29 protein-coding genes, 1 tRNA gene and 1 pseudogene are annotated in these 23,041 nt (G+C 60.1%); 22 read left to right on the top strand and 9 right to left on the bottom strand.

Annotated elements, in window-relative coordinates:
• Positions 1 to 68: 68 nt before the first annotated feature.
• Both ACODSP_RS24480 and ACODSP_RS24485 read right to left on the bottom strand, forming a co-directional pair.
• Positions 69 to 443, bottom strand: coding sequence for a helix-turn-helix domain-containing protein (locus ACODSP_RS24480; protein ID WP_488968150.1), 375 nt, complete (start codon positions 441 to 443; stop codon positions 69 to 71).
• 82 nt (positions 444 to 525) lie between these two features.
• Entirely contained in the window at positions 526 to 1,197 is a 672-nt protein-coding gene (locus ACODSP_RS24485; protein ID WP_488968151.1) for a hypothetical protein, read from the bottom strand.
• Between the two features lie 224 nt (positions 1,198 to 1,421).
• Between ACODSP_RS24485 and ACODSP_RS24490 the strand changes: the two genes are divergently transcribed.
• Positions 1,422 to 1,826: a DUF423 domain-containing protein gene (locus ACODSP_RS24490; RefSeq protein ID WP_488968152.1), complete on the top strand. Its 405-nt coding sequence runs from the start codon at positions 1,422 to 1,424 to the stop codon at positions 1,824 to 1,826.
• Between the two features lie 73 nt (positions 1,827 to 1,899).
• Here the strand turns inward: ACODSP_RS24490 and ACODSP_RS24495 are convergent, their stop codons facing one another.
• Positions 1,900 to 2,190 carry an ArsR/SmtB family transcription factor gene (locus ACODSP_RS24495; RefSeq protein WP_488968153.1) on the bottom strand — a complete coding sequence of 97 codons (291 nt, stop codon included), beginning with the start codon at positions 2,188 to 2,190 and terminating at the stop codon, positions 1,900 to 1,902.
• An 87-nt stretch (positions 2,191 to 2,277) separates the two neighbouring features.
• Here ACODSP_RS24495 and ACODSP_RS24500 point away from each other — a divergent pair, with 87 nt between their 5' ends.
• The 7 genes from ACODSP_RS24500 (at position 2,278) to ACODSP_RS24530 (ending at position 7,666) form a co-directional block, all read left to right on the top strand.
• On the top strand, positions 2,278 to 2,535 hold the full coding sequence (locus tag ACODSP_RS24500; protein ID WP_488968154.1) for a sulfurtransferase TusA family protein: 258 nt from the start codon (positions 2,278 to 2,280) through the stop codon (positions 2,533 to 2,535).
• Positions 2,536 to 2,644: 109 nt separating this feature from the next.
• Entirely contained in the window at positions 2,645 to 3,574 is a 930-nt protein-coding gene (locus ACODSP_RS24505; protein ID WP_488968155.1) for a histone deacetylase family protein, read from the top strand.
• Between the two features lie 77 nt (positions 3,575 to 3,651).
• Positions 3,652 to 3,903, top strand: a complete 252-nt coding sequence (locus tag ACODSP_RS24510) for an exodeoxyribonuclease VII small subunit (protein WP_488968156.1) — start codon at positions 3,652 to 3,654, stop codon at positions 3,901 to 3,903.
• Between the two features lie 12 nt (positions 3,904 to 3,915).
• Complete coding sequence (locus tag ACODSP_RS24515; RefSeq protein ID WP_488968157.1) at positions 3,916 to 4,815, top strand: polyprenyl synthetase family protein; 900 nt, start codon at positions 3,916 to 3,918, stop codon at positions 4,813 to 4,815.
• 23 nt (positions 4,816 to 4,838) lie between these two features.
• Positions 4,839 to 6,755, top strand: coding sequence for a 1-deoxy-D-xylulose-5-phosphate synthase (gene dxs / locus ACODSP_RS24520; RefSeq protein WP_488968158.1), 1,917 nt, complete (start codon positions 4,839 to 4,841; stop codon positions 6,753 to 6,755).
• 232 nt (positions 6,756 to 6,987) lie between these two features.
• Positions 6,988 to 7,329 carry a type II toxin-antitoxin system RelE/ParE family toxin gene (locus ACODSP_RS24525; protein WP_488968159.1) on the top strand — a complete coding sequence of 114 codons (342 nt, stop codon included), beginning with the start codon at positions 6,988 to 6,990 and terminating at the stop codon, positions 7,327 to 7,329.
• 43 nt (positions 7,330 to 7,372) lie between these two features.
• Positions 7,373 to 7,666, top strand: coding sequence for a helix-turn-helix domain-containing protein (locus tag ACODSP_RS24530; protein WP_488968160.1), 294 nt, complete (start codon positions 7,373 to 7,375; stop codon positions 7,664 to 7,666).
• An 8-nt stretch (positions 7,667 to 7,674) separates the two neighbouring features.
• On the opposite strand, the gene ACODSP_RS24535 is transcribed toward ACODSP_RS24530, so the two are convergent.
• The 3 genes from ACODSP_RS24535 to ACODSP_RS24545 are packed head-to-tail and all read right to left on the bottom strand — an operon-like array spanning position 7,675 to position 8,798.
• Positions 7,675 to 8,004, bottom strand: coding sequence for a type II toxin-antitoxin system PemK/MazF family toxin (locus tag ACODSP_RS24535; protein WP_488968161.1), 330 nt, complete (start codon positions 8,002 to 8,004; stop codon positions 7,675 to 7,677).
• A complete protein-coding gene (locus ACODSP_RS24540; RefSeq protein WP_488968162.1) occupies positions 7,991 to 8,197 on the bottom strand; it encodes an antitoxin MazE-like protein in 207 nt (68 codons plus the stop codon). Before ACODSP_RS24540 ends, ACODSP_RS24535 begins: the two co-directional genes overlap by 14 nt.
• 55 nt (positions 8,198 to 8,252) lie before the next feature.
• Positions 8,253 to 8,798 (bottom strand): hypothetical protein, encoded by a 546-nt coding sequence (locus ACODSP_RS24545; protein ID WP_488968163.1) that lies wholly within the window; start codon positions 8,796 to 8,798, stop codon positions 8,253 to 8,255.
• A 147-nt stretch (positions 8,799 to 8,945) separates the two neighbouring features.
• On the opposite strand from ACODSP_RS24545, the gene ACODSP_RS24550 reads away from it, so the two are divergent.
• Positions 8,946 to 9,353, top strand: coding sequence for a putative quinol monooxygenase (locus tag ACODSP_RS24550; RefSeq protein WP_488968164.1), 408 nt, complete (start codon positions 8,946 to 8,948; stop codon positions 9,351 to 9,353).
• Here the strand turns inward: ACODSP_RS24550 and ACODSP_RS24555 are convergent.
• Positions 9,340 to 10,509, bottom strand: a complete 1,170-nt coding sequence (locus ACODSP_RS24555) for a TRAP transporter substrate-binding protein (RefSeq protein WP_488968165.1) — start codon at positions 10,507 to 10,509, stop codon at positions 9,340 to 9,342. The two genes, ACODSP_RS24550 and ACODSP_RS24555, sit on opposite strands and share 14 nt — an antisense overlap.
• A 266-nt stretch (positions 10,510 to 10,775) precedes the next feature.
• On the opposite strand from ACODSP_RS24555, the gene ACODSP_RS24560 reads away from it, so the two are divergent.
• The 10 genes and pseudogenes from ACODSP_RS24560 (at position 10,776) to ACODSP_RS24605 (ending at position 18,975) form a co-directional block, all read left to right on the top strand.
• The gene (locus tag ACODSP_RS24560) at positions 10,776 to 11,981 is read left to right on the top strand and encodes an acyl-CoA desaturase (protein WP_488968166.1); all 1,206 of its coding nucleotides are present in this window, start codon (positions 10,776 to 10,778) and stop codon (positions 11,979 to 11,981) included.
• A gap of 231 nt (positions 11,982 to 12,212) precedes the next feature.
• Complete coding sequence (locus ACODSP_RS24565; RefSeq protein ID WP_488968167.1) at positions 12,213 to 12,515, top strand: hypothetical protein; 303 nt, start codon at positions 12,213 to 12,215, stop codon at positions 12,513 to 12,515.
• 235 nt (positions 12,516 to 12,750) lie between these two features.
• Positions 12,751 to 13,872, top strand: a complete 1,122-nt coding sequence (locus tag ACODSP_RS24570) for a THUMP domain-containing class I SAM-dependent RNA methyltransferase (protein ID WP_488968168.1) — start codon at positions 12,751 to 12,753, stop codon at positions 13,870 to 13,872.
• 67 nt (positions 13,873 to 13,939) lie between these two features.
• Complete coding sequence (locus ACODSP_RS24575; RefSeq protein ID WP_488968169.1) at positions 13,940 to 14,242, top strand: helix-turn-helix domain-containing protein; 303 nt, start codon at positions 13,940 to 13,942, stop codon at positions 14,240 to 14,242.
• A 210-nt stretch (positions 14,243 to 14,452) separates the two neighbouring features.
• Positions 14,453 to 14,623, top strand: a pseudogene (locus ACODSP_RS24580) (DUF6538 domain-containing protein); the annotation flags it as partial.
• Positions 14,624 to 14,626: 3 nt separating this feature from the next.
• Positions 14,627 to 16,063 (top strand): site-specific integrase, encoded by a 1,437-nt coding sequence (locus ACODSP_RS24585; RefSeq protein ID WP_488968182.1) that lies wholly within the window; start codon positions 14,627 to 14,629, stop codon positions 16,061 to 16,063.
• A 99-nt stretch (positions 16,064 to 16,162) separates the two neighbouring features.
• A complete protein-coding gene (locus ACODSP_RS24590) occupies positions 16,163 to 16,633 on the top strand; it encodes a hypothetical protein (protein WP_488968170.1) in 471 nt (156 codons plus the stop codon).
• Positions 16,634 to 16,660: 27 nt separating this feature from the next.
• A complete protein-coding gene (locus tag ACODSP_RS24595) occupies positions 16,661 to 17,302 on the top strand; it encodes a hypothetical protein (protein ID WP_488968171.1) in 642 nt (213 codons plus the stop codon).
• A 238-nt stretch (positions 17,303 to 17,540) separates the two neighbouring features.
• Positions 17,541 to 18,200 (top strand): recombinase family protein, encoded by a 660-nt coding sequence (locus tag ACODSP_RS24600; RefSeq protein WP_488968172.1) that lies wholly within the window; start codon positions 17,541 to 17,543, stop codon positions 18,198 to 18,200.
• A gap of 55 nt (positions 18,201 to 18,255) precedes the next feature.
• A complete protein-coding gene (locus ACODSP_RS24605; protein ID WP_488968173.1) occupies positions 18,256 to 18,975 on the top strand; it encodes an SHOCT domain-containing protein in 720 nt (239 codons plus the stop codon).
• A 129-nt stretch (positions 18,976 to 19,104) separates the two neighbouring features.
• Here ACODSP_RS24605 and ACODSP_RS24610 read toward each other — a convergent pair.
• Positions 19,105 to 19,180 (bottom strand) — tRNA-Glu (locus ACODSP_RS24610).
• A gap of 85 nt (positions 19,181 to 19,265) precedes the next feature.
• A complete protein-coding gene (locus tag ACODSP_RS24615; RefSeq protein ID WP_488968174.1) occupies positions 19,266 to 19,892 on the bottom strand; it encodes a TlpA family protein disulfide reductase in 627 nt (208 codons plus the stop codon).
• A gap of 82 nt (positions 19,893 to 19,974) precedes the next feature.
• Between ACODSP_RS24615 and argH the strand changes: the two genes are divergently transcribed.
• The 3 genes from argH to lysA all read left to right on the top strand — a co-directional run bounded on the left by argH (position 19,975) and on the right by lysA (position 23,029).
• Positions 19,975 to 21,393 (top strand): argininosuccinate lyase, encoded by a 1,419-nt coding sequence (gene argH, locus ACODSP_RS24620; RefSeq protein WP_488968181.1) that lies wholly within the window; start codon positions 19,975 to 19,977, stop codon positions 21,391 to 21,393.
• Positions 21,394 to 21,584: 191 nt separating this feature from the next.
• Positions 21,585 to 21,749, top strand: coding sequence for a hypothetical protein (locus ACODSP_RS24625; RefSeq protein ID WP_488968175.1), 165 nt, complete (start codon positions 21,585 to 21,587; stop codon positions 21,747 to 21,749).
• Entirely contained in the window at positions 21,746 to 23,029 is a 1,284-nt protein-coding gene (gene lysA, locus ACODSP_RS24630) for a diaminopimelate decarboxylase (RefSeq protein ID WP_488968176.1), read from the top strand. The genes ACODSP_RS24625 and lysA overlap by 4 nt, the downstream gene beginning before the upstream one ends.
• Positions 23,030 to 23,041 lie beyond the last annotated feature (12 nt).

The following is a 23,041-nucleotide window of genomic DNA, read 5'->3' on the forward strand; positions in this document are numbered from 1 at the left end:
TGAAGGCCGGTCCCGGTTTCAAAGGGCGGCGTCCCCCCCCCGGACGCCGCCCGTTTTATTTTTGGGCGCTATGCTGCGCGGTTCAGTGGATATTCACGGATCAGGATATCCGCCGGCAGGTCCAATCCCGCCGATAACCGGCGGATCATGTCCAGCGTCAATGGCCGTTTGCGGTTCAGGATTTCCGCTACGCGTCCCCGCCCGCCGATCATCGGTTCCAGGTCGCGCCGCGTCATACCCTTCTGTTCCATCATGAATTCGATGGCGGCGATGGGATCGGGTGGCGGGATCGGATGGTGTGTCTGCTCATAGTCGGAGACCAGAGCCAGCAGCACCGCCAGCCGGTCACCGTCGGGTGTGCCGGGTTCCGCCTTCCACAGGGTTTCGATGCTGGCCAATGCCGCTTTCAGGTCAGCATCGGACTTGATAGCGTCAATTTTCATCACGCAACTTTGTACAGTAAACTCTATTATTTAAAGAAATATTCCAAAATTTTCTTGGTTGGGATTCCAGAATTTGGCCTTCTTATCCATCCTCCCAGGGATTCCCTTGGAATTCAGATTCAGTATGTTCATAAATTACAGATTTTTCCTTGAAGACTCGAGTTGCAAATAGCCAGCGACCATTTTTGTCCAGCTGACCAACGATATTTTGACGCCAAAAGCCATTTCTGGCAGAGAAAAATAAGTTGAAGGAAATTTTTTTATTTTTATTGGGTGTGAAATTATAGGGCAAAACTTGACCACTTTTGGGCTGCTGATTTGGAATGTTGAATGTATCTCCCGTGAGAATTCCTATGTTTTCCTGTTTGTTTTGAGTTGATTTGAACTCCTCTACATTGACAATACGTACGGCCATATCGTATAGTGGATAGTCGCCATTGTGCAGCAGAATAAAACTAAATCTGCCTTGCGATTCTTGATTGCGCAAAACTTGTGCATATAAAAAACTGTCTCCACCGGTTACCGTATTGGCTGTTTTTGTACTTATACTGGCAATCAAATCTGATTTTCTCCCGAGTTCTTCTGTTAAAGATAGTATTTTTTGCTGTTGATTTGTAACTTCCTTTTGTGATTTCTCTAATTCTTTTTGGGTTTTATCTTGGTCCAATGCTGAAAGAAAGGCTGAAATCGCGGCAAAAATTGCAGCAGCCAAGCCCATCATTGCCAATTTGTTGCTAAAGATAGCGCCAGCCATTTCGAACACAGTGCCTCCTATACCCTATTTGAATTTATAAATCTTATTTGATTATAATTGTCAAGGAATATCTAGCATTTCTATGCTTGGGCAGCGATTTCGGTTGTCGTTCATTTTTATCGCTCTCAAGTCTTTGTTTCGCGTCGATCAGTCCACTTTTATGGATTGGGTTTATGTTATGTTATTGAATAGATAATGAATGGAAGGAAATTCGCTTGTCTAGCATGCCCGATTCACCTCCAGATCCCGTTGCCGCCCGCCTGATGCTGCTGGCCGGCCTGTTCGGGGCGGTTGCGGTGGCGGCGGGGGCCTTTGCCAGCCACGGGCTGTCGGCAGTGCGCGATGCGCATGCCGCCGACCTGTGGAAAACGGCCAGCCAATATCAGATGGTCCATGCCCTGGCCATCCTGGTGCTGGCCCCGCTGCGCCGTGCGCTGCCGGGACAGGCGCGTTGGCTGGCGGCGGCGGGCCTGTGCTTTGCCATTGGCTGCGTGCTGTTTCCGGGCGCGCTCTATGCGCTGGGCTGGTACGGGCCGTCCGCCATGGGGGCTGTGGCGCCCATCGGTGGGCTGTGCTTCATCCTGGGCTGGCTACTGACCGGGATTGCCGGCGTTCGTAGCGCGGGTTAGGCGAAGCGTAACCCGCGGGCCGACGGCGGGGTTTTCGCGGATTACGCTTCGCTAATCCGCGCTACGGCCATCCTCAAGGACGCGATGGGAACAGGCGCCGCATCAGGGACAGAACCTCAATCGGTGCGTCGCCCTTCAGGGCATAGAAAATGGTCTGTGCCTGCCGACGGGTGCGGACCAGACCTTCCTGCCGCAGGATGGCCAGATGCTGTGACAGGGCGGACTGTGACAGGCCGACCAGCATCTCCATCTCCCCCACCGATTTCTCGCCATGGACCAGGTGCAGAAGGATGCACAAGCGCCGTTCATTGCCCATGGCCTTCAGCAGGGCAGCAGCGGCGTCGGTCTTGACAGGCAGGGTCATGGCATCCATAGCCAACGGGAAACTGGACCGCCCCGTGCCCCCGTCAAGCCCAGGGTCCAGAAGATTTTCCGAAAAAAGGGAAAGCCAATGGATGCCGCGATCCATGCCGATGTCACACTGGATTGTTCGGGTCTGAAATGCCCGATGCCGGTGCTGCGCGCGGCCAAGGCGCTGCGGGGCATGAGCGTCGGTCAGGTCCTGTCCGTGACGGCGACCGACAAGGCGGCGCCCAAGGATTTTCAGACCTTCTGCACCGAAGGCGGGCACATGTTGATTGCGACCGATGTCCTGGGTGACACGCCCCAGGGGCAGTTGGTACGGTTCACCATCAGGCGTGGCGGCTGATCTGTCGCAAAGACAGAAAACGGGTCACCGCCCATGATGGAATTGGCGACAGCCGGCGCAAAAGACCGGCGGGCCAGATTTGAGGAAATGACCGGGGACGCCGCATCGCATGAACACGCTGCTTTTCTCCCATCCCGACTGCCTGGACCATGATACGGGCTATGGCCATCCCGAATGCGCCGACCGGCTGCGTGTCGTGCTGTCGGCGCTGGAGGATGAGGCCTTCATGTTTCTGGACCGACGCGACGCACCCCTGGCCACGCGCGAACAGCTGGAGCGGGTGCATCCCACGGCCCATGTGACGGCCCTGCTGGACGCCATTCCCGCCGATGGCCATGGCAGCATCGATGCCGATACGGTTCTGTCGCCGGGTACCGGCAAGGCCGCCCTGCGTGCCGCCGGGGCCGTGGTCGCCGCCGTGGATGCCGTCTGCGGCGGGGAGGCGCGCAACGCGTTTTGTGCCGTGCGCCCGCCGGGGCACCATGCCGAACCGGACCAGGCCATGGGTTTCTGCCTGTTCAACAATGTCGCGGTGGGGGCGGCGCATGCCCGCGCCAATCACCGCGTCCGCCGCGTCGCCATCATCGATTTCGATGTGCATCACGGCAATGGCACCCAGACCTTCTGTGAACAGGATGCCGACCTGTTCTATGGCTCCACCCACCAATGGCCGCTTTATCCGGGCACCGGATCGGTGAAGGAGAAGGGGGCGTTCGGCAATATCGTCAATGCCTGCCTGCCGCCCATGGCCGGCAGCCCGGAATTCCGCCACGCCATCCAGTCCACGCTGATCCCGGCCCTTGATGCGTTCAGGCCGGATCTGGTGATGATCTCCGCGGGCTTTGACGCCCATATGCGCGATCCCGTGGGCGGGCTGGACCTGACGGAGGATGATTTCGTCTGGGTTACGCAGAAGCTGATCGAGGTGGCGGACCGCCATGCCAAGGGGCGGATCGTCTCCGTCCTGGAAGGCGGTTACGACCTGCGCGCGCTCGCCAACAGCACGGCGGCGCATGTGAAGACGCTGATGGTCGCCTGAGACTTCGTGTGACTGGCACTTGAACCGGCGGGCCGGGGGACATACAGTCCGGCCTTCCGAATGACAGTGCCGAAGCCATGACCGATCAGACCCTGCCCCCCGACATCGCCGCCCTCAGCTTTGAGGATGCGCTCGCCGAGCTGGAGCGGATTGTCCGCCAGTTGGAGGAAGGGAAGGCCAAGCTGGACGATGCCATCCACTCCTATGAGCGTGGCACCTGGCTGAAGCGACATTGCGAATCCCGGCTGCGTGAGGCACAGGCCAAGGTGGACCGTATCACCATCGCTGCCGACGGCACCATCGGTGCCGAGCCCGCCCGTCTGGATTGAAAGCCTCCATCCATGCCCTCCCTGCCCAAGACCCTGACCGCCGCCATGGCGGATACTGTTGAACAGGTTGAAGCCGCCATCGAGGTGCTGCTGCCGCGCAGCAACCTGATGGAGGCGCGCCTGTTCGACGCCATGCGCTATGGCTGCCTGGGCGGGGGCAAGCGTCTGCGTCCCTTCCTGGTCATGGAAAGTGCCCGCATGTTCGGCGTCAGCCCGGCCTGCGCCTTGCGCACCGCGGCGGCGGTGGAGTTCATCCATTGCTACAGCCTTGTCCATGACGATCTGCCCGCCATGGATGACAGCGAGCTGCGCCGGGGCCGCAAGACGGTGCATCTGGAATTTGACGAGGCCACGGCCATCCTGGCCGGCGACGGCCTGCTGACCCAGGCGTTCGAAATTTTGGCCGACCATGAGACGCATGAGGACCCACAGGTCCGCTGCAAGCTGGTGGCGGCACTGGCCAAGGCCGCCGGCCCTAGAGGCATGGTGGGTGGGCAGATGCTGGATTTGATCGCGGAGACGAAGCCGCTGGATATCGGGGCGATCACCCGGCTTCAGCGTCTGAAGACCGGCGAGATGATCGCGTTTTCCGCCGTTTCCGGCGCCATCCTGGGCCGGGCGGGTGCGCCGCAGCACCACGCGCTGCAGGCCTATGCCCATGATCTGGGTCTGGCCTTCCAGATTGCCGACGATCTTCTGGATGTTGAAGGCACCGAGGACGAGGTGGGCAAGCCCGTGGGCCGTGACGGCGACGCAGGAAAAGCCACATTCGTCTCCATCCTGGGGCCGGAGCGGGCGCGCGATCAGGCACGCCGGCTGGCCGATCAGGCGGCCCAGCACCTTGAGATTTTCGGTGACCGGGCTGATATGCTGCGGCAGGTGGCGCATTATGTCGTTGAGCGGCGCACATAAAAACAAATCAAGAGGTGGGGACGATGTCCCAGTCGAAGACGCCGTTGCTTGACCAGGTGAAGGTTCCCGCCGATCTGCGGCGGTTGCAGCCCGCACAATTGCGTCAGCTTGCCGATGAGCTGCGCAATGAGACCATCGACGCCGTCTCGGTCACGGGTGGGCATCTGGGGGCTGGTTTGGGCGTGGTCGAACTGACCGTGGCCCTGCATTACTGCTTCGATACGCCGGCGGATCGCCTGATCTGGGATGTCGGCCATCAGGCCTATCCGCACAAGATCCTGACAGGGCGGCGTGACCGTATCCGCACGCTCCGCATGGGCGGCGGCCTGTCGGGCTTCACCAAGCGCTCGGAGAGCGAGTACGATCCGTTCGGCACCGCCCACAGCTCCACCTCCATCTCCGCCGGCCTGGGCATGGCGGCGGCGCGCGATCTGGCGGGACGCACCAACAATGTCGTGGCCATCATCGGTGATGGCGCCCTGTCGGCTGGCATGGCCTATGAGGCGATGAACAATGCCGGCGCGTTGCAGTCGCGCCTTGTCGTCATCCTGAACGACAATGACATGTCCATCGCCCCGCCGGTGGGGGCCTTGTCGGCCTATCTGTCGCGGCTGATCTCGTCCAAATCCTATCGCGGCTTCCGCGATTTCTCCAAACAGGTGGCCGAACACCTGCCGCGTCCGCTGCTGAACGCCGCGCGCCGGGCAGAGGAGTATGCAAGAGGCATGGTCACCGGCGGGACGCTGTTTGAGGAACTGGGCTTTTACTATGTCGGGCCCATCGACGGCCATAATTTGGATCACCTGCTGCCCATCCTGGAGAATGTGCGCGACGATCCGCGCGGCGGCCCCGTGCTGGTCCATGTCGTCACGCAGAAGGGCAAGGGCTATGCCCCCGCAGAGGCATCGGCGGACAAGCTGCATGCGGTCGGCAAGTTCGACGTCATCACCGGCACCCAGGCCAAGCCCAAGGCCAACGCCCCTAGCTATACCCGCGTCTTTGCCGACAGCCTGATCAAGGAGGCCGAGAAGGACGAGAAGATCGTGGCCATCACGGCGGCCATGCCGTCGGGCACGGGCCTGGACCTGTTCCAGCAGAAATTCCCCAAGCGCAGCTTCGACGTGGCCATCGCCGAACAGCATGCGGTCACCTTTGCCGCCGGCATGGCGACCGAAGGGTACAAGCCGTTCTGCGCCATCTATTCCACCTTCCTGCAGCGCGGCTATGACCAGCTGGTCCATGATGTGGCCTTGCAGAACCTGCCCGTGCGCTTCGCCATCGACCGTGCCGGTCTGGTGGGAGCCGACGGGGCGACGCATGCCGGCGCCTTCGACGTCGCCTACCTCGCCTGCCTGCCCAACATGGTGGTGATGGCGGCGGCGGATGAGGGGGAGCTGGTGCATATGGTCGCCACCTGTGCCGCCTATGATGCCGGCCCCATCGCCGTGCGCTATCCGCGCGGAGAGGGCGTGGGCGTGGACATGCCGGAACAAGGTGTGGCCCTGCCCATCGGCAAGGGCCGCATCATCCGTGAAGGGGCCAAGGTCGCCATCCTGTCGCTGGGCACCCGTCTGGCGGAGGCATCAAAGGCCGCTGAGGATCTGGCCGCCTTGGGCCTGTCCACCACCGTCGCCGATGCCCGGTTTGCCAAGCCCATCGACATGGAACTGGTCGAACGGCTGGTGCGCAGCCACGAAGTGCTGATCACCATCGAGGAGGGCAGCATCGGTGGCTTCGGCAGCCATGTCCTGCACCATCTGGCCACCAGCGGCCTGCTGGACCTTGGCTGCAAGGTTCGCCCCATGGTGCTGCCGGATGTCTATCAGGACCATGACAACCCGGTGAAGCAGTACGAGGAAGCCGGCCTGCAGGCGCGCGACATCGTGGTGACGGCGCTGAAGGCGCTTGGCGTGGAGGGGAAGGCGGCTGTGGGGGCGTGAGCGTAAATAGGGTTGCGGCGCTTGTGTTGATCTAATAGCGTCGTTGGACGTCGTTGGACGTCGTTGGACGTCGTTGGACGTCGTTGGACGTCGTTAGGTGCTATTTTGTAGTTGACGCGTGCTGACGTTGCTGGTTATAAATCCTCGTATGTCGGAAATTCCGACGTTTTTTTGGCTTGTTTGCGTACCAAAAATGGTTCATATGTGTCTCCCTGCGATAATGGAGGCGCAAGTGATCTATGTGCCGAAGCGACTGCCAGTGAAGTTTTGCGCCCTCAGTAGCGGTGCAGAGCCGGTGCGCGACTGGTTGCTGACTTTCAGCAAAGAGGAACGTGCGCGGATAGGTGAGGCTCTGAGCGTCATTGAATTCGGCTGGCCGATTGGCATGCCAACCTGTCGTCCCATGGGCGGTGGGCTTTTCGAGGTTCGCACCAATCTTCAAAGCCGCATCGTGCGAGTTCTGTTCTGTGTGCATGAAGGGCGGATGGTCCTGCTTCATGGGTTTATCAAAAAAACTCAGGAGACTCCGCAAGCCGATCTTGAACTGGCCAGGGACCGGATGAGGAATCTCTGACGCTAGGCCTTTGGCTCTTGCGTCGAGAGGCGAGGGAAGGGTTATGGAAGATAAGCGCACTTATGTTGGGTCATCGTTGGACGACCTTTTGGCAGAAGACGGTACCTTGGAGATGGTCAAGGCCCGCGCCCTGAAGCGCGTCATCGCTTGGCAGCTCTCCCAGGCCATGGAAGCCAAAGAGTTTACCAAAACGGAAATGGCTGAGCGCATGGGCACAAGTCGGACGTCGCTCGACCGTCTGCTCGACTCTTCAAACGCCTCCGTTACGCTGCTGACCTTGGAGCGCGCTGCCAGCGCCGTAGGTAAGCGGCTGCACATTGAGCTGATCGACGCCTGAGTGGCCCCTCAGTCCGCCAACCCCATCACGAGCGCGATAGCTGTATTCACTTGCGCCATCTGGGCGGCGTTCAGTCGACCGATGACTTGGCCCACGCGGTCACGGCGTATGGTAACGGGCTTGTCCACCATCACCTGTGACGTTTCCCGCAGGCCGTTCTCGGGATTTGGTGCGATGGTGACGCGGAAGTCCGGGGTATCAACCAGTTGGCTGGTCATCTGGCAGATGATGACGGACGCATGCGTTTCAGGAAGTAAATCGGTTTGGACGATGATGGCTGGCCTGGGCTTGCCATAATCCCCGGTGGCGGCAACAACAACGACGTCACCGCGCTTCATCGAATTCGCTTACCTGCTCGATCCAGTCCAGCGCATCCTGTTCGTCCGCTGACGACAGGCGCGCGACCTGCAAGGCCAAGCGCTGCTTGACGTCGGCGATACGTGTGTCTGGCACGATGAGGCGCACTTCGCGCAAGCCCCCGGCGCGTTGTCGCTTCCTCATCTCCTTCATCCGTTCGGCGGCACTTGCCATGGGTGAATCTTTCCGTCACGCGTTACACAGATTGTAACGCGTGACGGGATAGCCGTCACCCCCAATCGGCAAACACCTCGTCTACGCTTTCGCTGCCATCGGTGCCGGGGATATCGGTCCAGCTGGCATCACCTTGCTTGGTCTGCATCATATAGGCCCAGTGGGTCAGGTTGTAGGCACCGTTGCCACCTGTCATCTGCATCAGGAAGGCTGGCTGTCCCTGATACTGGGCCATTTTCCCCCGGCCCAGGATGAAATTGGCAACGGTCAGGCTGCCCTGGACGGGATGCAGGCTGACGCCGCCGACGGGGGTGAAGGACAGGCTGACATCGCCGTCCGACGTCACCGACCCGACAATGCTCTGATACGAAAAATCGCCGCCATCAACGGAACAGGCGCATTGGCCGATCAGGTAGCCGTTGCTGTATTCGGTGAAATACCAGAGCGTCTGGTCGTTCACCTGGGTGATCTTGGGCTGTGCGATGTTCACCTGCTGCATCGCCGGCAGATACTCGGTCGGCACATACCAGTAGGTGCCGGCCAGCCAGGACCAATCCGTGGCCGTCGCGGTTTCCTCACCGCCCTTGTCACGCAAGCCCATGATGTTCTCCAGAAGTAAATCATAGTATAAATGAGTATCATAAATTGAGTAATATCAAGAAAATTTCATGTGAAAGTGGCTGCCTTGCCGGCTTGTAAGCTGTGTCCGGAAGGATGACACTATCCCTGTTTCACGACGGGGGAAACCGTGAGCAGCGGATCGACGCGGCGGGAGATTTTGCTGGCGGGCGGGGCGGTTCTGGCCCTGGCCGGCAGCGATGTTGGCGGGGCAAAGGCACAACAGGGGGAAAGTATGTATGGATTGATCGGCCGCATGATCGCCACGCCCGGTAAACGGGATGAACTGGCGGCCATCCTGCTGGAAGGGACCGGCGCCATGCCGGGGTGCCTGTCCTATATTATTGCCGCTGATCCGACACACCCGGACGCGCTATGGATCACGGAGGTGTGGGACAGCAAGGACAGCCACGCGGCCAGCCTGAAACTGCCTGCCGTTCAGGCTGCCATTGCCAGGGGGCGTCCCCTGATCGCCGGGTTCGACAGCCGGTCAGAGACCACGCCCCTGGGCGGTCATGGTCTGGTCAAGGCGGGGTAGGGGCGGCGTTCCCGAAGAAGTGCTGAAACGCCAGATCGGTGCGTACCGCATACTCGTTTTCGAACGACAGGATGCGGCGGGCCCATTGCTTCTGGCTGTCCAGAACCTTCTGAAAGAAGGGATCGGTCGACTTCGCGGCGATCACCTTGTCCCAGGCGGCAAGCTGCGCCAGCAGGACGCTGTCGGGTGTCTTGACGACATTCACCCCCTCGGCCTTCAGCGCCTCCAAATCGGCGGAGTAGCGGTCCATGGCCTTCCACGCCATGTCGGCGGATGATGCCTCCGCCGCGACACGCAGGATGGTCTGCATCTCTTCGGGCAGGCTGTCGTAACGCTTCTTGTTGAAGATGATCTCGAACATCTCCGCCGACTGGTGGTAGGAGCCGACCATGTAGGTGCGGGTGACATTCTGGAACCCCAGCGCCCGGTCGGAGGAAGGGTTGTTGAATTCCGCCCCGTCCAGCAGCCCGCGATCCAGGGCCGGCACGATATCGCCCGCCCCCATCACGGTGACGGCCACCCCCATCTCGCGCGCCAGTTCGGCGGCCAGACCCACGGTGCGGTAGCGCATGCCCTGCATATCCGCCGGACCGGTGATCTCGCGCCGGAACCAGCCCAGCGGCTGACTGGGCATGGGGCCGGTGAGAAAACCAACAAGGTCGAGCTTCAGCACCTGCTGCACCAACTCGTCATAGAGCGCCTGACCGCCGCCATATTTCACCCAGCCCAGCACATGGTCGGCCTTCCAGCCCAGCGCCGGGGGTGTGCCGAACAGGGAGAAGGCGGGGTGGCGGTTGTACCAATAGGCGGTGACGCCGTGCCCGCCATCCAGCGTGCCCTTCACCACCGCGTCCTGCAATTGCAGCGGCCCGACCACCGCGCCCGAGGGCAGCATGTCCAGGCGCAGCCGTCCGCCCGCCAGCTTGTTGACCAAATTGGCATAATCGCCCGCGAATTCATGGAAGATGTCGCGGGCGGGCCAGGTGGACTGAAACCGCAGGCTGACCGTCTGCGCACGCGAGACATTGGGCATGGCGACACCCGCCACTGCCATGCCGGCAGCGGCCCCGCCCGCCCCCGTGATGAAGCGCCGCCTTGAGGCCCGTTCCGGCATCTCTGCCGCTGCCGTCTCTGGGCATTGGATGGGCTGCTTCATACGGCGGAACCTCCCGGCTTAACCCCTTTGATGGCGGGGATGGTAAACGCGAAGGGCGCCGCGTTCAAATTCCCGTGCATCGCACAAGTGAATCTCGCGACCGCACAATGGTTCGGTGGGCATGCCGGTCGGCTGCATTATCCACCTGACCGAAAGAACAGCCCCGAAAGGATGGTTAACGGGTAGTCCCGCGCGAATTTGCCCATCCGTGCGATGGGGGATTTATGGTAGGGTGGCCTATTGCTTTCGTTTGGAGTCTTTCGACAGTGACCGTGCCCACCGATACCGGACGCGATGCCGCGCGACCCGCCACGACCCTTGCAGGAACGGCGGATGACAAGATCCAGTACAGCACCATGATCCCCTTTATCTTGGTCCATATTGCGTGCTTCGGCGCCATCTGGACCGGTGTGGCCTGGGAACATGTGGTCTTGGCCCTGGTCCTGTACGGTGCCCGGATGTTCGGCATCACGGGCGGGTATCACCGATACTTCTCCCACCGCTCCTACAAGACGGGCCGGGTGGTGCAGTTCCTGCTGGCCTTCCTGGCGCAAAGCTCGGCCCAGCGCGGGGCGCTGTGGTGGGCGGCGACGCATCGCCATCACCACAAATATTCCGACACGGAACATGATGTGCATTCGCCCCGCCACAAGGGCTTTTTCTATTCCCATATGGGCTGGATCTTCACGGAGAAGCACAATGGGGCGGATTACAAGACCATCGGTGATCTGACCAAGTTCCCGGAACTGGTCTGGCTGGACCGTTATTATTATCTGCCACCGGTCGTTCTGGGTTTTGCCACCTGGGCGCTGTTCGGCTGGGGCGGTCTGGTCGTTGGTTTCGTGTGGAGCACGGTGGCGCTGTACCACGCCACCTTCTGCATCAATTCGCTGGCCCATGTGCTGGGCCGCCCGCGCTATCTGACGGGCGATGACAGCCGCAACAACTGGGCGTTGGCCATCGCCACCATGGGTGAAGGCTGGCACAACAACCATCATCACTATCAGTCGGCGGCCCGCCAGGGCTTCCGCTGGTGGGAGATCGACACCTCCTACTACATCATCAAGGCCATGCAGGCTGTGGGTCTGGTCTGGGACGTGCACGAGCCGCCGGCATCGGTGGTCCGCAACGAACAGCGTCTGGGCACCAAGGTGATCGAGGCCGCCGCCGCGCAGCTGGCCGCCAGCTTCCAGGTGGAAAAGCTGACCCAGCAGGTGCGTGAGGCGCTGGCCCATACACCCACCCTGGCCGAGATCGAGGAGCGCATGCGCCAGGCCCGTGATCAGGCCAAGGTCCGGGTGGAGGCGCTGGTCGCCAATATCCAGCTGCCGCACCTGCCCACCACCGATGAGTTGCGTCAGCGCGCCTCGAAGATGTTCGTTCGCACGCCCAGCATGGATGACATTGTGGAACGCGCCCGCCAGATCCTGGTGGCCAATATCTGCACGCGCCTGACCGCCGTTCCGGCCTGATCACCAAGGGGAGGGCGGTTGTCGGTCAGCCGGAAACGGCCCCTTCGGCTCCTCCACCGAACGAACAATTGCGCAGGGCCGGCACCGTCAGTGCCGGCCTTCACTTTTGTTCCTTTAGGGCCATGCATATCCGACCCGTTGAATTACCTCGGGCTTTCCCCTTCCCTTCGCGGGTGCGGGACGCTAATTTACGTCCGTAGGGGCGCCTTTCGACCATATGGATTTATGAACATGACCCGTTTTACCACCAGCCTGCTGCTTTCCGCAGCGCTGATCGCCGCGCCGGCAACGGCCCTGGCCCAGTCGACTCCGGCCGCCCCGGCTGCTGATGCTCCGCGCGTCACCGGTGCCGCCGCTGGCGCCAACAAGGCCTCGTTCTTCGCTTCTGGCAACCTGATTCCGCTGGCCGGTGTCGCCGCCGTCGCGGCTGCCGGTGTGATCGCCGCCACCGTCGGCGGTGGTGATGATGAAAGCGGCCCGCCGGTCGCCACCAGCACCTCGACCTCGACGACGACGGCCACCTCGACCCGCTAAACGGTCGGGCCGTTACAGGTCTGAAAGCCCCGCCATCCCCGGATGGCGGGGCTTTCTTCTTTTGTGATGCCGGGTTAGAGCAGTTTACGGGCTACCGTACACTGCTCCGGCGGCGACTGCCGCCGCGCCGCACATGCGGCGTGAAGCCAAGCTGCGGATGCAGCGCCGGCGATTGAGGAAAACGAAAGGCTAGGGCATGTTTCCGATTGCCGGAAATATGCCCCCGAAGAACACCATGGAACAGACCGCCGATCTTGAGATTTTCGTGGTGACGACGCCTGGCCTGGAACCCGCCTTGTGCGCGGAGATGCAGGAGAAGGGATTCGCGAAGCCGGTCATCGCCAAGGGCGGCGTCACCACGCATGGCCCCTGGCGCGAGGTCTGGCGCGCCAATCTGGAACTGCGCGGCGGTGCCCGCGTCCTGGCCCGGATCGGGTCCTTCCGCGCCATGCATCTGGCACAGCTGGACAAGCGCGCCCGCAAATTTCCCTGGGCTACGGTGCTGCGTGCCGATGTGCCGGTGCGGGTAGAGGCCAGTTGCAACAAATCCCGCATCTATCACGCCGGTGCCGCCGCGCAGCGCATTGCCAAGGCCATTGCAGAGGAACTGGGCGCCCCCATCACCAAGGATGCCGAACTGGTGGTGAAGGCGCGCATCGATGATGATCTCTGCACCTTCTCCATCGACACATCCGGGGAGGCGCTGCACAAGCGCGGCTATAAGGAGGCGGTGAACAAGGCGCCGATGCGCGAAAATCTGGCCGCCATGTTCCTGCGCCAATGCGGGTACAATGGCACCGAACCGGTGGTGGACCCGATGTGCGGATCGGGCACCTTCGTGATCGAGGCGGCGGAGATCGCCGCCGGCCTGCATGCCGGTCGCGCCCGCTCCTTCGCCTTTGAGCAATTGGCCAGCTTTGACCCCGCCGCCTGGGCCACCCTGCGCGGCACGGCCACCACCGCCGACACGCCTCTGCGATTCTATGGCAGCGACCGCGACGCCGGGGCCGTGAAGATGAGCACGGCCAATGCCGAACGCGCCGGCGTGGGGGGCATCACCACCTTCCGCGCCCATGCCATCAGCGATCTGGAGCCCCCCGAAGGCCCCCCCGGCCTTGTCATCGTCAACCCGCCCTATGGCGGCCGCATCGGCGACACGCGCCAACTCTACGGCCTCTACGGCGCCTTCGGCAAAACCATGCTGAACCGCTTCAAGGGCTGGCGCGTCGGCGTGATCACCAACGAGGCGGCACTGGCCAAGGTCACGGAACTGCCCTTCCTGCCCACCCTGCCGCCCGTGTCGCATGGCGGGCTGCCTGTGACGCTGTACCGGACGGGGGTGTTGGGGGGAGTTTGATCAGGCGGGACATTCGTAAGCTGATCAGCCTCGTCCATTCTGCCGTTGCTAACATAGAGAACTGACCATGGGTCGCGATATTGCAGCAGAGATTCTGGAAGGCCTGGAAGATGCGGCGGCCTATCTGGAGGGCCGACCGAATGATGTTCGCGTCACCACCGTAAACGTGCCCGACCGAATTGACGTGCGGGCGCTGCGCAAGTCCGTCGGCGTTACCCAGGCAGAGTTCTCAACCCGCTACGGCATTCCCCTGGATACACTCCGTAAATGGGAGCGCGGGACGCGGTCACCAGAGGTCGCAGCGCAGCAGTACCTTCGCGTTATCCAGAAGAATCCAGGCCTTATCGCCGAGATGGTGGGGGCTGACTGAAGAGGGTTGTGGCTTTGCCGTAGAGGGGAAAACCAAAAAAGCCCCGCTGGCGAGCAGCGGGGCTTTTTTGATAATCGCTTGGCGTCCCCAAGGGGAGGGGACATGGTACGCGCCTAGATTCGACGCCATGCAAGGCAGTGCGTCGCTATGGCTTTCCAAGATGCCAGCAGTGGTACACCACGCCGGTACACGGAGAGTTTTGTGGCAAAAATGCAACATCTGCAAAAAAGAGGTGGCGTTTATCGATTTAGGCGAAAACTTCCTCAACCCTGGTCCCTATACGCTCCCCGACGCGAGGTTGCTCGGAGCTTAGAGACGAGTGATATCCGCGTCGCGAAACAGATTCTGCCGACCGTATGGGCGGCTTGGAACCGGGCGGTAGCGATGATGAAGGATGTCGAACATATCAATGCGGAACAGGTGGAGAGCATCTGCCGCCGCTTCGTTCAAGCGGAGTTGGACGAGTATCACGACCTGTTCACGGAACTGGCGGAGGTTCCCGAACTGGACGACGCCAGAGAGGCAGCGTCTAGGTACGTTGATACGTCTAAGCGGATGGTGGCCCGGAACATATCCCAAGGGAATGGCTTCCACCTAGCGGCGACCGTAGAGGAGTTCCTGGAGGCTGAAGGTTTGTCATTCAGCCGGGGCAGTGCGTCCTATGACCGCCTGTTGCGGCATATACAAAGGAAATGGCTTGTCGAGTTCTCCGGCCTTGAAAAGGTGGTTCCACGGTTAGGAACGAGCTACGGCGGCGAGATTAAAAGCCGTGTCGCCGATGAACAGGCTGAACGCGACATCATGCCCAACGCGCCAACGCATTCTGCTGGCAGCGCGGCAAAGCCGTCGTGGCGGGCTTACGAGGCGGAGTTCTTCAAGGACAGACCGAGCATTGGGGATTCAGCCAGGGCCTCACATATTCAGGCATTCAATGAGCTTGAAACGCTCATTGGGCAGAAGGCGTTGGACGAGGTAACTACGCCTGACATTAAACAGTATGCGGACTTTGTCCGGGACAAACCTATCAATCGTGCGGGGGCCAGCAAGCCATCCCATGCGACGATTGTGAAGAAGCTTTCCCATGTAAAGGGGTATTTCGCCTATCTGGTAGAGCTTGGGCTGTTGAAGGTGAATCCTGCCCAAACCGTAAAACCCCGGACACGGCATCGAGGGGAACGAGCCGCCGAACGGCGGCAAGCCCTTAACGAGGAACAGCTCGCACGTTTTGCTGCCAGCCCAATTTTCACGGGATGTAAGTCCGAAGGGCATCGGCACCTTCCGGGCGAAAACATCTATCGTGACGATAAATATTACTTTCTGGCAGCGGGGCTGCTTACGGGTACCAGGGCGGGGGAGCTCGCCGATGCGCCGTCCAAACTCATTCTTATGGGAGACGTCTGGTGTATCGACCTTCGAGGTGTTGAGACGAAGACGGTTGCCGGAGCCCGCTTGGTGCCGGTCTTACCTGCCTTGGAAGCGCTTGGCTTCATTGAGTACGCGGAGAAGCGACAGGGTGCAGGCGAACCTCTTTTGTTCGGCAAATCGGGGGAAGCATGGTCCAAGTGGGGTAACAGGTATTTGGATCAGATTGGCATCGCCAATAGCGAAGTCACGCTGCATAGCTTGCGGCACAACTTCCGTCAGATGCTCAGAGCGAGCGGAATTGGCGACGAATTATCCAATAAGGTGTTCGGCCATGACAATGGGACTGCCGGTTCAGGTTATGGAAGGGCTCTATCAGTCGCTGAAGCTAAAAGAGTTCACGAATCTGTTAGATTATATGTCCCTATCGGCGTCGGTGATTTGATAACGAAGTCCTAGGTTATTTCAAAATATTACGGATAGGGGTGGAGAATGTGCAAGATGTGCCGAATTTCATGTGGTATTATTATTGTGCCTACGGGCAGAAAGAGAGAAGTCATGAACTTGTATCGTAGTTTGAGTGTACGAAATTCGGCTATGGCGAAGCTCAGAGCGATGGCCGCTTTTGAAAACCGGAGCATGTGTCGTGTGCTAGAGCTGGCAATCGACGCCAGGATAGCGTCATACTCCGCTGATGTTCAGCGAAGGCTTGAGGAAAAAGTAAATACCACACTGCATAGCGGACTCGAAAGTTCCTATTCCAGGGGGCTAAGAGAGGGCGTTAATAAATCTGAGGGCAATGGACGGGATTTATTGTCTGCGTTCGCGGAAGCAGTAGAGTCAGTTGAAATTGATATTAATTCCGATGAGCCAGATATTGATATCAGCGTATTTTCGGCATTAAACGAACGTGAAGCAGGAGCTGACCTACGGACCCTCGAAGCTTCCGCCGTCTTAAGCGATCTATCGTTTCCAGGGCTGGGTGCCGATATCGACAAGATAATCAATCAGTTGGACAGGGGTGCCTAATGGCACCCCTTAAGGAAAATCAGCACCATGACACGATCCTCATTCGCGAGCCGAAAGTGCAAAGAGCGCGCTCCTGCCAGTGCAATCAACGACAACGAAGATATTAGTAAATCCAATGGGTTGGTAGCTTCGGGGGCGAAAAGATTTGCGGGAAAGAGTCCTGCTTCTTCGCTGAAGGACTCGACAAAAAGGCGGGTGCAACAGCTTTACACGTTCGTTCAGTTCATAGCCGATATGGGTGGGAGGACGCTCAACGTAAATCTCAGTGACGAAGTGCAGAAGGAGGTACGGGAGAGAGGGCTTGCCCCGTTCAAACGACGGTTTGATGAAAACGTCAGGCGGAAGCTCGGTAGCCCGCTGATCTCGGTCTTCTGTTTGGATATCGACGACAAGGAGCGTCTCCACACACATGGGGCAGTCTTGGCTAACGATAACCAAATGGTCGCTGTCCGCGACGCTGCGAGGAACGCCGGAGGGGAGATAGTGGAGGGCCAGCGCCATAGGACGCAGGTTCAGTCAGGGCCGATTTATTACGCTGTGGGATGGGCAGGTTACATTTCCAGAAACCTGAAAAAACTACAGAAAATTCCTGGGCAACATATTGTTTATAGCCGGGAAATACATTCTGCGATTCGTGAAAATATGGGGTTGGTGCGTTGTTCAAACTGACGCTGAAATTTATACGTTATGCGCAGTTCTGCGCCTTTGAGCCGTCAGAAGCTAAGGCCGCCTAAAGCAATCCTAAAGCCATATAGCGGCTAAACTAAGTTTCATACGGATAGGATGTGGAGCCATGCGATTGGAGAATCGCAGGGATTCCATAGGTGTGTGGTGCCCATGCAAATAGCTCTTCATAACACCTCTAAACGAGCGTATAGAGATGTTATGAAGTTGGTGGGGTGACGCGATGGCAAACGGCAAGTTCATTTCCTATCTGCGGGTCAGCACAGAAGGCCAGCGTGAAAGCGGTCTGGGTTTGGAAGCGCAGCGGGAAGCCGTTGCTCGCCATCTTAAGGGGGGTGAACTTACGCTCGTTGCCGAATACGTCGAAACGGAATCAGGGAAGCGCTCGGATAGGCCCGAACTGGCTAAGGCCCTTGCCGAGGCTAAGAAGCAAAAGGCCACACTTATCGTCGCCAAACTGGACCGCCTGTCCCGTTCTGTAGCTTTCCTATCGCGCTTGATGGAGAGCGGGGTTGATTTTGTTGCGGCGGATAATCCCCATGCCAACAAGCTCATGGTGCATATGCTGGCCGCCTTCGCGGAGCATGAGCGGGATCAGATCAGCGTTCGCACAAAGGCAGCCCTGGCCGCTGCAAAAGCTCGTGGGGTGGCGCTGGGCAACCGGACAAATTTGGTGGAGGCTCAACGTCGTGGTGCAAACAAGAATGCTTTGCATGCGGCAATTTACGCTGAAAAGGTCGGCTCTGTAGTGATAGAGCTTAGAAACGCTGGGGAAAGCTTTGCTAGCATTGCTGGCTTGCTAAACCAACGTGGTTTTCTGGCAAGAGAGGGTGGGTTGTGGAGTTCGATGCAAGTTAGGAGGATTGCAATGCGACTATCTTAGGAATTCTAATATTGTGTAATTTCTCTTTATGAAGCGCTTTACAGGGGTGTAAAAAATGGAAATTCCAGATTGGGCTATTTTCATATTCATAGTTTTTGTAATTATGTGCCTTATATTTGGCGCATTAGAATCAATGTCAAAAGATGATCTAAAGAGAATAGTTGGATCGCAAGGTGAGTACATCGCTGAATATTTCTATGTTGGGCTTGACGGCAATAGCGCTGTCTCTGCCAATAAAAATCTATCATGCTTTATTATATCGTCACACTATAATGGCCAGAGATTTCGTTTTGTGGCCAATGTATCAGACATTCTAGAGGTCCAGTTATCAGAAAATGGAAGGACAATTTCAAAAGAGAATAGGATTGGACAAGCCGGAAAAGCAGCCTTAGGTGGGCTCATGTTTGGGGGTGCCGGTGCAATCGTTGGTGCATTGATGCACGGAGCAACTCATGAGGGGATAGTTTCTAGGATTGACGTCCATTTAACTATAAATCATCCACAATGCCCGTTTGTTACTATAAATTTCCTGCGCTCTGAAGTCGAGGCGGGCAGTGGAAGCCATATGCTGTTTCGGAACAAAGCAAACGAATGGGTGGCAAGGTTCAAATATGCCATCCATCAAGCTGACAAATCTGACGGCATTCAGCACTCCGATAACCCCGGCCCAGTTTTGGGGGTGGCTGAAGAAATTAAAAAGCTAGTGGAGCTAAGGGGCTTGGGGATTATCACCGATGACGAATTCAACAGACAGAAGGCGCGCTTGCTCACTTAGGGCAAGCACCTATCTACCGCTTGAGGCCAACTCAAAGCTTCAGGGTGATACACTTTCATGATACAAACTGCATGCTGGCTTGTGGTTAGCCCGATGCTACGGCCTTGATTTGGCGTCGAATTAGTGCGCTGGCGTCCCCAAGGGGATTCGAACCCCTGTTACCGCCGTGAGAGGGCGGTGTCCTAGGCCTCTAGACGATGGGGACTAGAGCCGTGCGAGGCGCGCTTTCTATGCGAAAGGGCCGGGGGTGGGCAAGCGGTATTTTCACTCCCGGCGCATTTTTTCGCTGATCAGCGTGTAACCCAGCCGATCAGGGCCTTGGCCTCTGCCCCGTCCCAATGGGCGGCACCGGCCAGACGGCCGACCTCGCGCCCCTCTGCATCGACCAGGATCGACAGGGGCAGGCCTTCTTTCAGGGGGAAGGCCTTCATGCTGGTCATCTTCTGATCCAGATAGACGGGCAGGGACTTGATCCCCGCCTTCTCGAAGAACGGCCCGACCTCGTTCAGGCCGCCGCGGTCGACGGAGATGGTGATGACCTGGAACTTGTCGCCACCCATTTCCGCCTGCAACCGGTCAAGGGCCGGCATTTCGCGGATACAGGGCGCACACCAGGTGGCCCAAAGATTGATCAGCAGCGCCTTGCCCTTGAACGACGCCATGTCGACCGGGTTGCCATCCTTGTCGCTGATGGTCATCGCGGGCAAAGGCGGGCGGTCCGGGCTGGCCACGAAGGGGCGTGCCTCGCCCTGGAAAACCGGCATGGCGACGGGTGCCGACGGGGCTTCGGGGGTGGTTGCGGGTGCCGTCGCCGGGGGGGCGGTCGCGGAACTTTCCTTCTTCTCGCCGCAGCCCCCCGTTACGAGAATTGCTGTACCCACGGCCACGATTGTTGCGATGCGTCGGAAAATCGCCATTCTGCCCTCTATCGAACTTTGTGTGACAGAGTTCGTGCCCGACGGCCCCGCCGTCAACCCCGCAAACCGACGCAGAATGATGATGACCGAGAAAACCACCCAAACCGCCGCCGCCGGAACCGACGCCAACGCGCTGTGGGGCGGGCGATTTGGCTCTGGTCCCGCCGCCATCATGCAGCAGATCAACGCCTCCATCGGCTTTGACCAGAAGCTGTGGGCGCAGGATATCGCGGGATCGAAGGCGCATGCCGCCATGCTGGCGGCCCAGGGCATCATCTCTGTTGCCGACCGCGATGCCATCCTGTCCGGCCTGGATCAGGTCGCGGCGGAAATTGCCGGGGGCCGCTTCACCTTCACGGTGGAGAATGAGGATATCCACATGAATGTGGAATCCCGCCTGAAGGAGATTGTCGGGGAACCCGCAGGCCGGCTGCACACCGCGCGGTCGCGCAATGATCAGGTGGCGACCGATTTCAAGCTGTGGGTGCGTGACGCGTTCGACCGGCTGGACAAGGATCTGCAGGCGCTGCAGGCAGCCCTGATCGACCGGGCAGAGCAGTTCCCGGACCTGATCATGCCGGGCTTCACACATCTACAGACGGCACAGCCCGTGACCTTCGGCCATCATCTGCTGGCCTATGTGGAAATGCTGGGCCGTGACCGGGCGCGCATGCGCGATGCCCGCGCCCGCCTGAATGAATGCCCGCTAGGCTCTGCCGCCCTGGCCGGCACGCCCTATCCCATCGACCGTGAGGCGACGGCGGCGGCACTGGGCTTCGACCGGCCCACGGCCAATTCGCTGGACGCTGTGTCCGACCGTGATTTCGCGCTGGATTATCTGGCCGCCGCCAGCATCTGCGGCACCCACCTGTCGCGTCTGGCCGAAGAGATCGTGATCTGGTGCACCAGCCAGTTCCGCTTCATCCGCCTGACCGATGCGTTTACCACCGGCAGCTCCATCATGCCGCAGAAGCGCAACCCGGACGCTGCCGAGCTGGTGCGTGCCAAGGTGGGCCGCGTCATCGGCGCGCTCAACGGTCTGCTGATCGTCATGAAGGGTCTGCCGCTCGCCTATTCCAAGGACATGCAGGAAGACAAGGAGCCAGTCTTCATGGCGGATGAGACGTTGGCTTTGTGTCTGGCGGCCACCACCGGCATGATCCGCGACATGACGCCCGATCCCGCCTCCATGCGCCGCGCGGTGGAGGCGGGCTTCCCCACGGCCACCGACCTTGCCGACTGGCTGGTCCGGTCCTTGGGCGTGCCGTTCCGCGATGCCCACCACATCACGGGCCGCATCGTGAAGCTGGCCGAAGAGGCGGGCACCGGTCTGGCCGAGGTGCCGCTGGAAAAGATGCAGGCGGTGCATGCCGGCATCACCGACGCCGTCTATGGCGTGCTGACCTTGGAAGCGTCGGTCAACAGCCGCACCAGCTTTGGCGGCACCGCCCCGTCGCGCGTCCGCGCCGCCGTGGAAGCCGCGAAGGCGCGGTTTCTGTAGGATGCTGATGGCACCACCCCTCCGTCATCCCGGCGAAAGCCGGGACCCAGGGGCCACAAGCCAGACCTTGTCCGCCCCTTTTGTTTGATGAAAACCCTTCCGTGCTTCCTTCCCGCCCCTGGGTCCCGGCTTCCGCCGGGATGACGGGGGAGAGGAAACCGGGAAGGAAGGCCCCAGAAGGACGACCGCCCATGCGCAAAGCCATCCTTTTCGTTGCCCTTCTGGCGCTGGCCGGGTGTGGGATGAAACCGCATTTCCCCAAGGCCCCGCCGGGCAGTCCGCCGCCCAAGACCTATCCCGATCCGGCCAGCGATCCGAAGCCGGCCAACCCTTCGCCTGAGAAGCCGCAACAATGACCTGCTTCCCCGTTCCCGGTTTCCGTTACACCGATGGTCAGCTTCATGCCGAGGGTGTGGCCCTGCCCGCCATCGCCGCCTCGGTCGGCACGCCCACCTATGTCTATACGACAGAGGGGCTGAAGGCGGCATGGCGCGCCTATGCCGATGCCTTTGCCGGCCAGGATGTCACCATCTGCTACGCGCTGAAGGCCAATTCCAATCTGGCCGTCATCCGCTCCCTGGCACAGCTGGGCGCCGGCGGTGACGTTGTGTCGGTGGGGGAGATGCGGCGTGCGCTGGCCGCCGGTATTCCTGCCGATAAGATCGTGTTTTCCGGCGTGGGCAAGACGCGCGATGAACTGGTCGCGGCGCTGAAGGCCGGCATCCACCAGATCAATGTCGAGAGCCTGCCCGAACTGGAGGTTCTGTCGGAAGTCGCGGTGGAACTGGGCGTCCAAGCGCCCATCGCCATCCGTATCAATCCCGACGTCGATGCCGAAACCCATGGCAAGATCGCCACGGGCCGCAAGGAAGACAAGTTCGGCATCGATTTCGCCCATGCGGGTGAAGCCTATGCCCGCGCCATGGCGCTGCCCGGTATCAATCCGGTCGGCATCGCCGTCCATATCGGTTCCCAGCTGTTGAAGACCACGCCGTTCCGCAAGGCATTCGGCAAGCTGGCCGAGCTGGTGCGTGATCTGAAGGCCCAGGGTGTGCCGCTGAGCCGTATCGACCTGGGCGGCGGTCTGGGCGTGCCGTACAAGCCGGAGGATCAGGCCCCCGATTATCCCGCCTATGCCAAGGCCATTGCCGAAACGGTGGGCGGCCTGGGCTGTCATGTCACGCTGGAACCGGGCCGGTCGCTGGTGGCCGCTGCCGGCCTGCTGCTGACCCGCACCATCTTCGTGAAGGAAGGGCTGCACCGCCGCTTCCTGATCGTCGATGCCGCCATGAATGATCTGGTGCGTCCGGCCATGTATGAGGCCTGGCACACGGTGATCCCCGTGGCGGAACCCGCCCGTGGCGCGGTGCTGGCCGATGCCGACATTGTCGGCCCGGTATGCGAGACGGGAGACACGTTCGCCCGCCTGCGCCCCATGCCGCCCGTGGCGCCGGGCGACCTGCTGGCCTTTTTGACGGCGGGTGCCTATGGCGCTGCCATGTCTTCGACATATAATTCCCGTCCATTGGTGGCCGAGGTTCTGGTGTCGGGCGCGAAGTTCGAGGTGGTGCGCCGCCGCCCCAGCTTCGAGGACAGCCTGACGCTGGAGCAGATGCCCGATTGGCTCTCCCCTTAAGCGGTGAAAGCG

The organism is Niveispirillum sp. FG156, from assembly GCF_057809555.1.

What these genes read in the sequence shown, in the direction of transcription:
- ACODSP_RS24480 (WP_488968150.1), bottom strand. Translation starts at nt 443, where the DNA reads ATGAAAATTGACGCTATCAAGTCCGATGCTGACCTGAAAGCGGCATTG.
- ACODSP_RS24485 (WP_488968151.1), bottom strand. Translation starts at nt 1,197, where the DNA reads ATGGCTGGCGCTATCTTTAGCAACAAATTGGCAATGATGGGCTTGGCT.
- ACODSP_RS24490 (WP_488968152.1), top strand. Translation starts at nt 1,422, where the DNA reads ATGCCCGATTCACCTCCAGATCCCGTTGCCGCCCGCCTGATGCTGCTG.
- ACODSP_RS24495 (WP_488968153.1), bottom strand. Translation starts at nt 2,190, where the DNA reads ATGACCCTGCCTGTCAAGACCGACGCCGCTGCTGCCCTGCTGAAGGCC.
- ACODSP_RS24500 (WP_488968154.1), top strand. Translation starts at nt 2,278, where the DNA reads ATGGATGCCGCGATCCATGCCGATGTCACACTGGATTGTTCGGGTCTG.
- ACODSP_RS24505 (WP_488968155.1), top strand. Translation starts at nt 2,645, where the DNA reads ATGAACACGCTGCTTTTCTCCCATCCCGACTGCCTGGACCATGATACG.
- ACODSP_RS24510 (WP_488968156.1), top strand. Translation starts at nt 3,652, where the DNA reads ATGACCGATCAGACCCTGCCCCCCGACATCGCCGCCCTCAGCTTTGAG.
- ACODSP_RS24515 (WP_488968157.1), top strand. Translation starts at nt 3,916, where the DNA reads ATGCCCTCCCTGCCCAAGACCCTGACCGCCGCCATGGCGGATACTGTT.
- dxs (WP_488968158.1), top strand. Translation starts at nt 4,839, where the DNA reads ATGTCCCAGTCGAAGACGCCGTTGCTTGACCAGGTGAAGGTTCCCGCC.
- ACODSP_RS24530 (WP_488968160.1), top strand. Translation starts at nt 7,373, where the DNA reads ATGGAAGATAAGCGCACTTATGTTGGGTCATCGTTGGACGACCTTTTG.
- ACODSP_RS24535 (WP_488968161.1), bottom strand. Translation starts at nt 8,004, where the DNA reads ATGAAGCGCGGTGACGTCGTTGTTGTTGCCGCCACCGGGGATTATGGC.
- ACODSP_RS24540 (WP_488968162.1), bottom strand. Translation starts at nt 8,197, where the DNA reads ATGGCAAGTGCCGCCGAACGGATGAAGGAGATGAGGAAGCGACAACGC.
- ACODSP_RS24545 (WP_488968163.1), bottom strand. Translation starts at nt 8,798, where the DNA reads ATGGGCTTGCGTGACAAGGGCGGTGAGGAAACCGCGACGGCCACGGAT.
- ACODSP_RS24555 (WP_488968165.1), bottom strand. Translation starts at nt 10,509, where the DNA reads ATGAAGCAGCCCATCCAATGCCCAGAGACGGCAGCGGCAGAGATGCCG.
- ACODSP_RS24565 (WP_488968167.1), top strand. Translation starts at nt 12,213, where the DNA reads ATGACCCGTTTTACCACCAGCCTGCTGCTTTCCGCAGCGCTGATCGCC.
- ACODSP_RS24570 (WP_488968168.1), top strand. Translation starts at nt 12,751, where the DNA reads ATGGAACAGACCGCCGATCTTGAGATTTTCGTGGTGACGACGCCTGGC.
- ACODSP_RS24575 (WP_488968169.1), top strand. Translation starts at nt 13,940, where the DNA reads ATGGGTCGCGATATTGCAGCAGAGATTCTGGAAGGCCTGGAAGATGCG.
- ACODSP_RS24585 (WP_488968182.1), top strand. Translation starts at nt 14,627, where the DNA reads ATGATGAAGGATGTCGAACATATCAATGCGGAACAGGTGGAGAGCATC.
- ACODSP_RS24590 (WP_488968170.1), top strand. Translation starts at nt 16,163, where the DNA reads ATGAACTTGTATCGTAGTTTGAGTGTACGAAATTCGGCTATGGCGAAG.
- ACODSP_RS24595 (WP_488968171.1), top strand. Translation starts at nt 16,661, where the DNA reads ATGACACGATCCTCATTCGCGAGCCGAAAGTGCAAAGAGCGCGCTCCT.
- ACODSP_RS24600 (WP_488968172.1), top strand. Translation starts at nt 17,541, where the DNA reads ATGGCAAACGGCAAGTTCATTTCCTATCTGCGGGTCAGCACAGAAGGC.
- ACODSP_RS24605 (WP_488968173.1), top strand. Translation starts at nt 18,256, where the DNA reads ATGGAAATTCCAGATTGGGCTATTTTCATATTCATAGTTTTTGTAATT.
- ACODSP_RS24615 (WP_488968174.1), bottom strand. Translation starts at nt 19,892, where the DNA reads ATGGCGATTTTCCGACGCATCGCAACAATCGTGGCCGTGGGTACAGCA.
- argH (WP_488968181.1), top strand. Translation starts at nt 19,975, where the DNA reads ATGACCGAGAAAACCACCCAAACCGCCGCCGCCGGAACCGACGCCAAC.
- ACODSP_RS24625 (WP_488968175.1), top strand. Translation starts at nt 21,585, where the DNA reads ATGCGCAAAGCCATCCTTTTCGTTGCCCTTCTGGCGCTGGCCGGGTGT.
- lysA (WP_488968176.1), top strand. Translation starts at nt 21,746, where the DNA reads ATGACCTGCTTCCCCGTTCCCGGTTTCCGTTACACCGATGGTCAGCTT.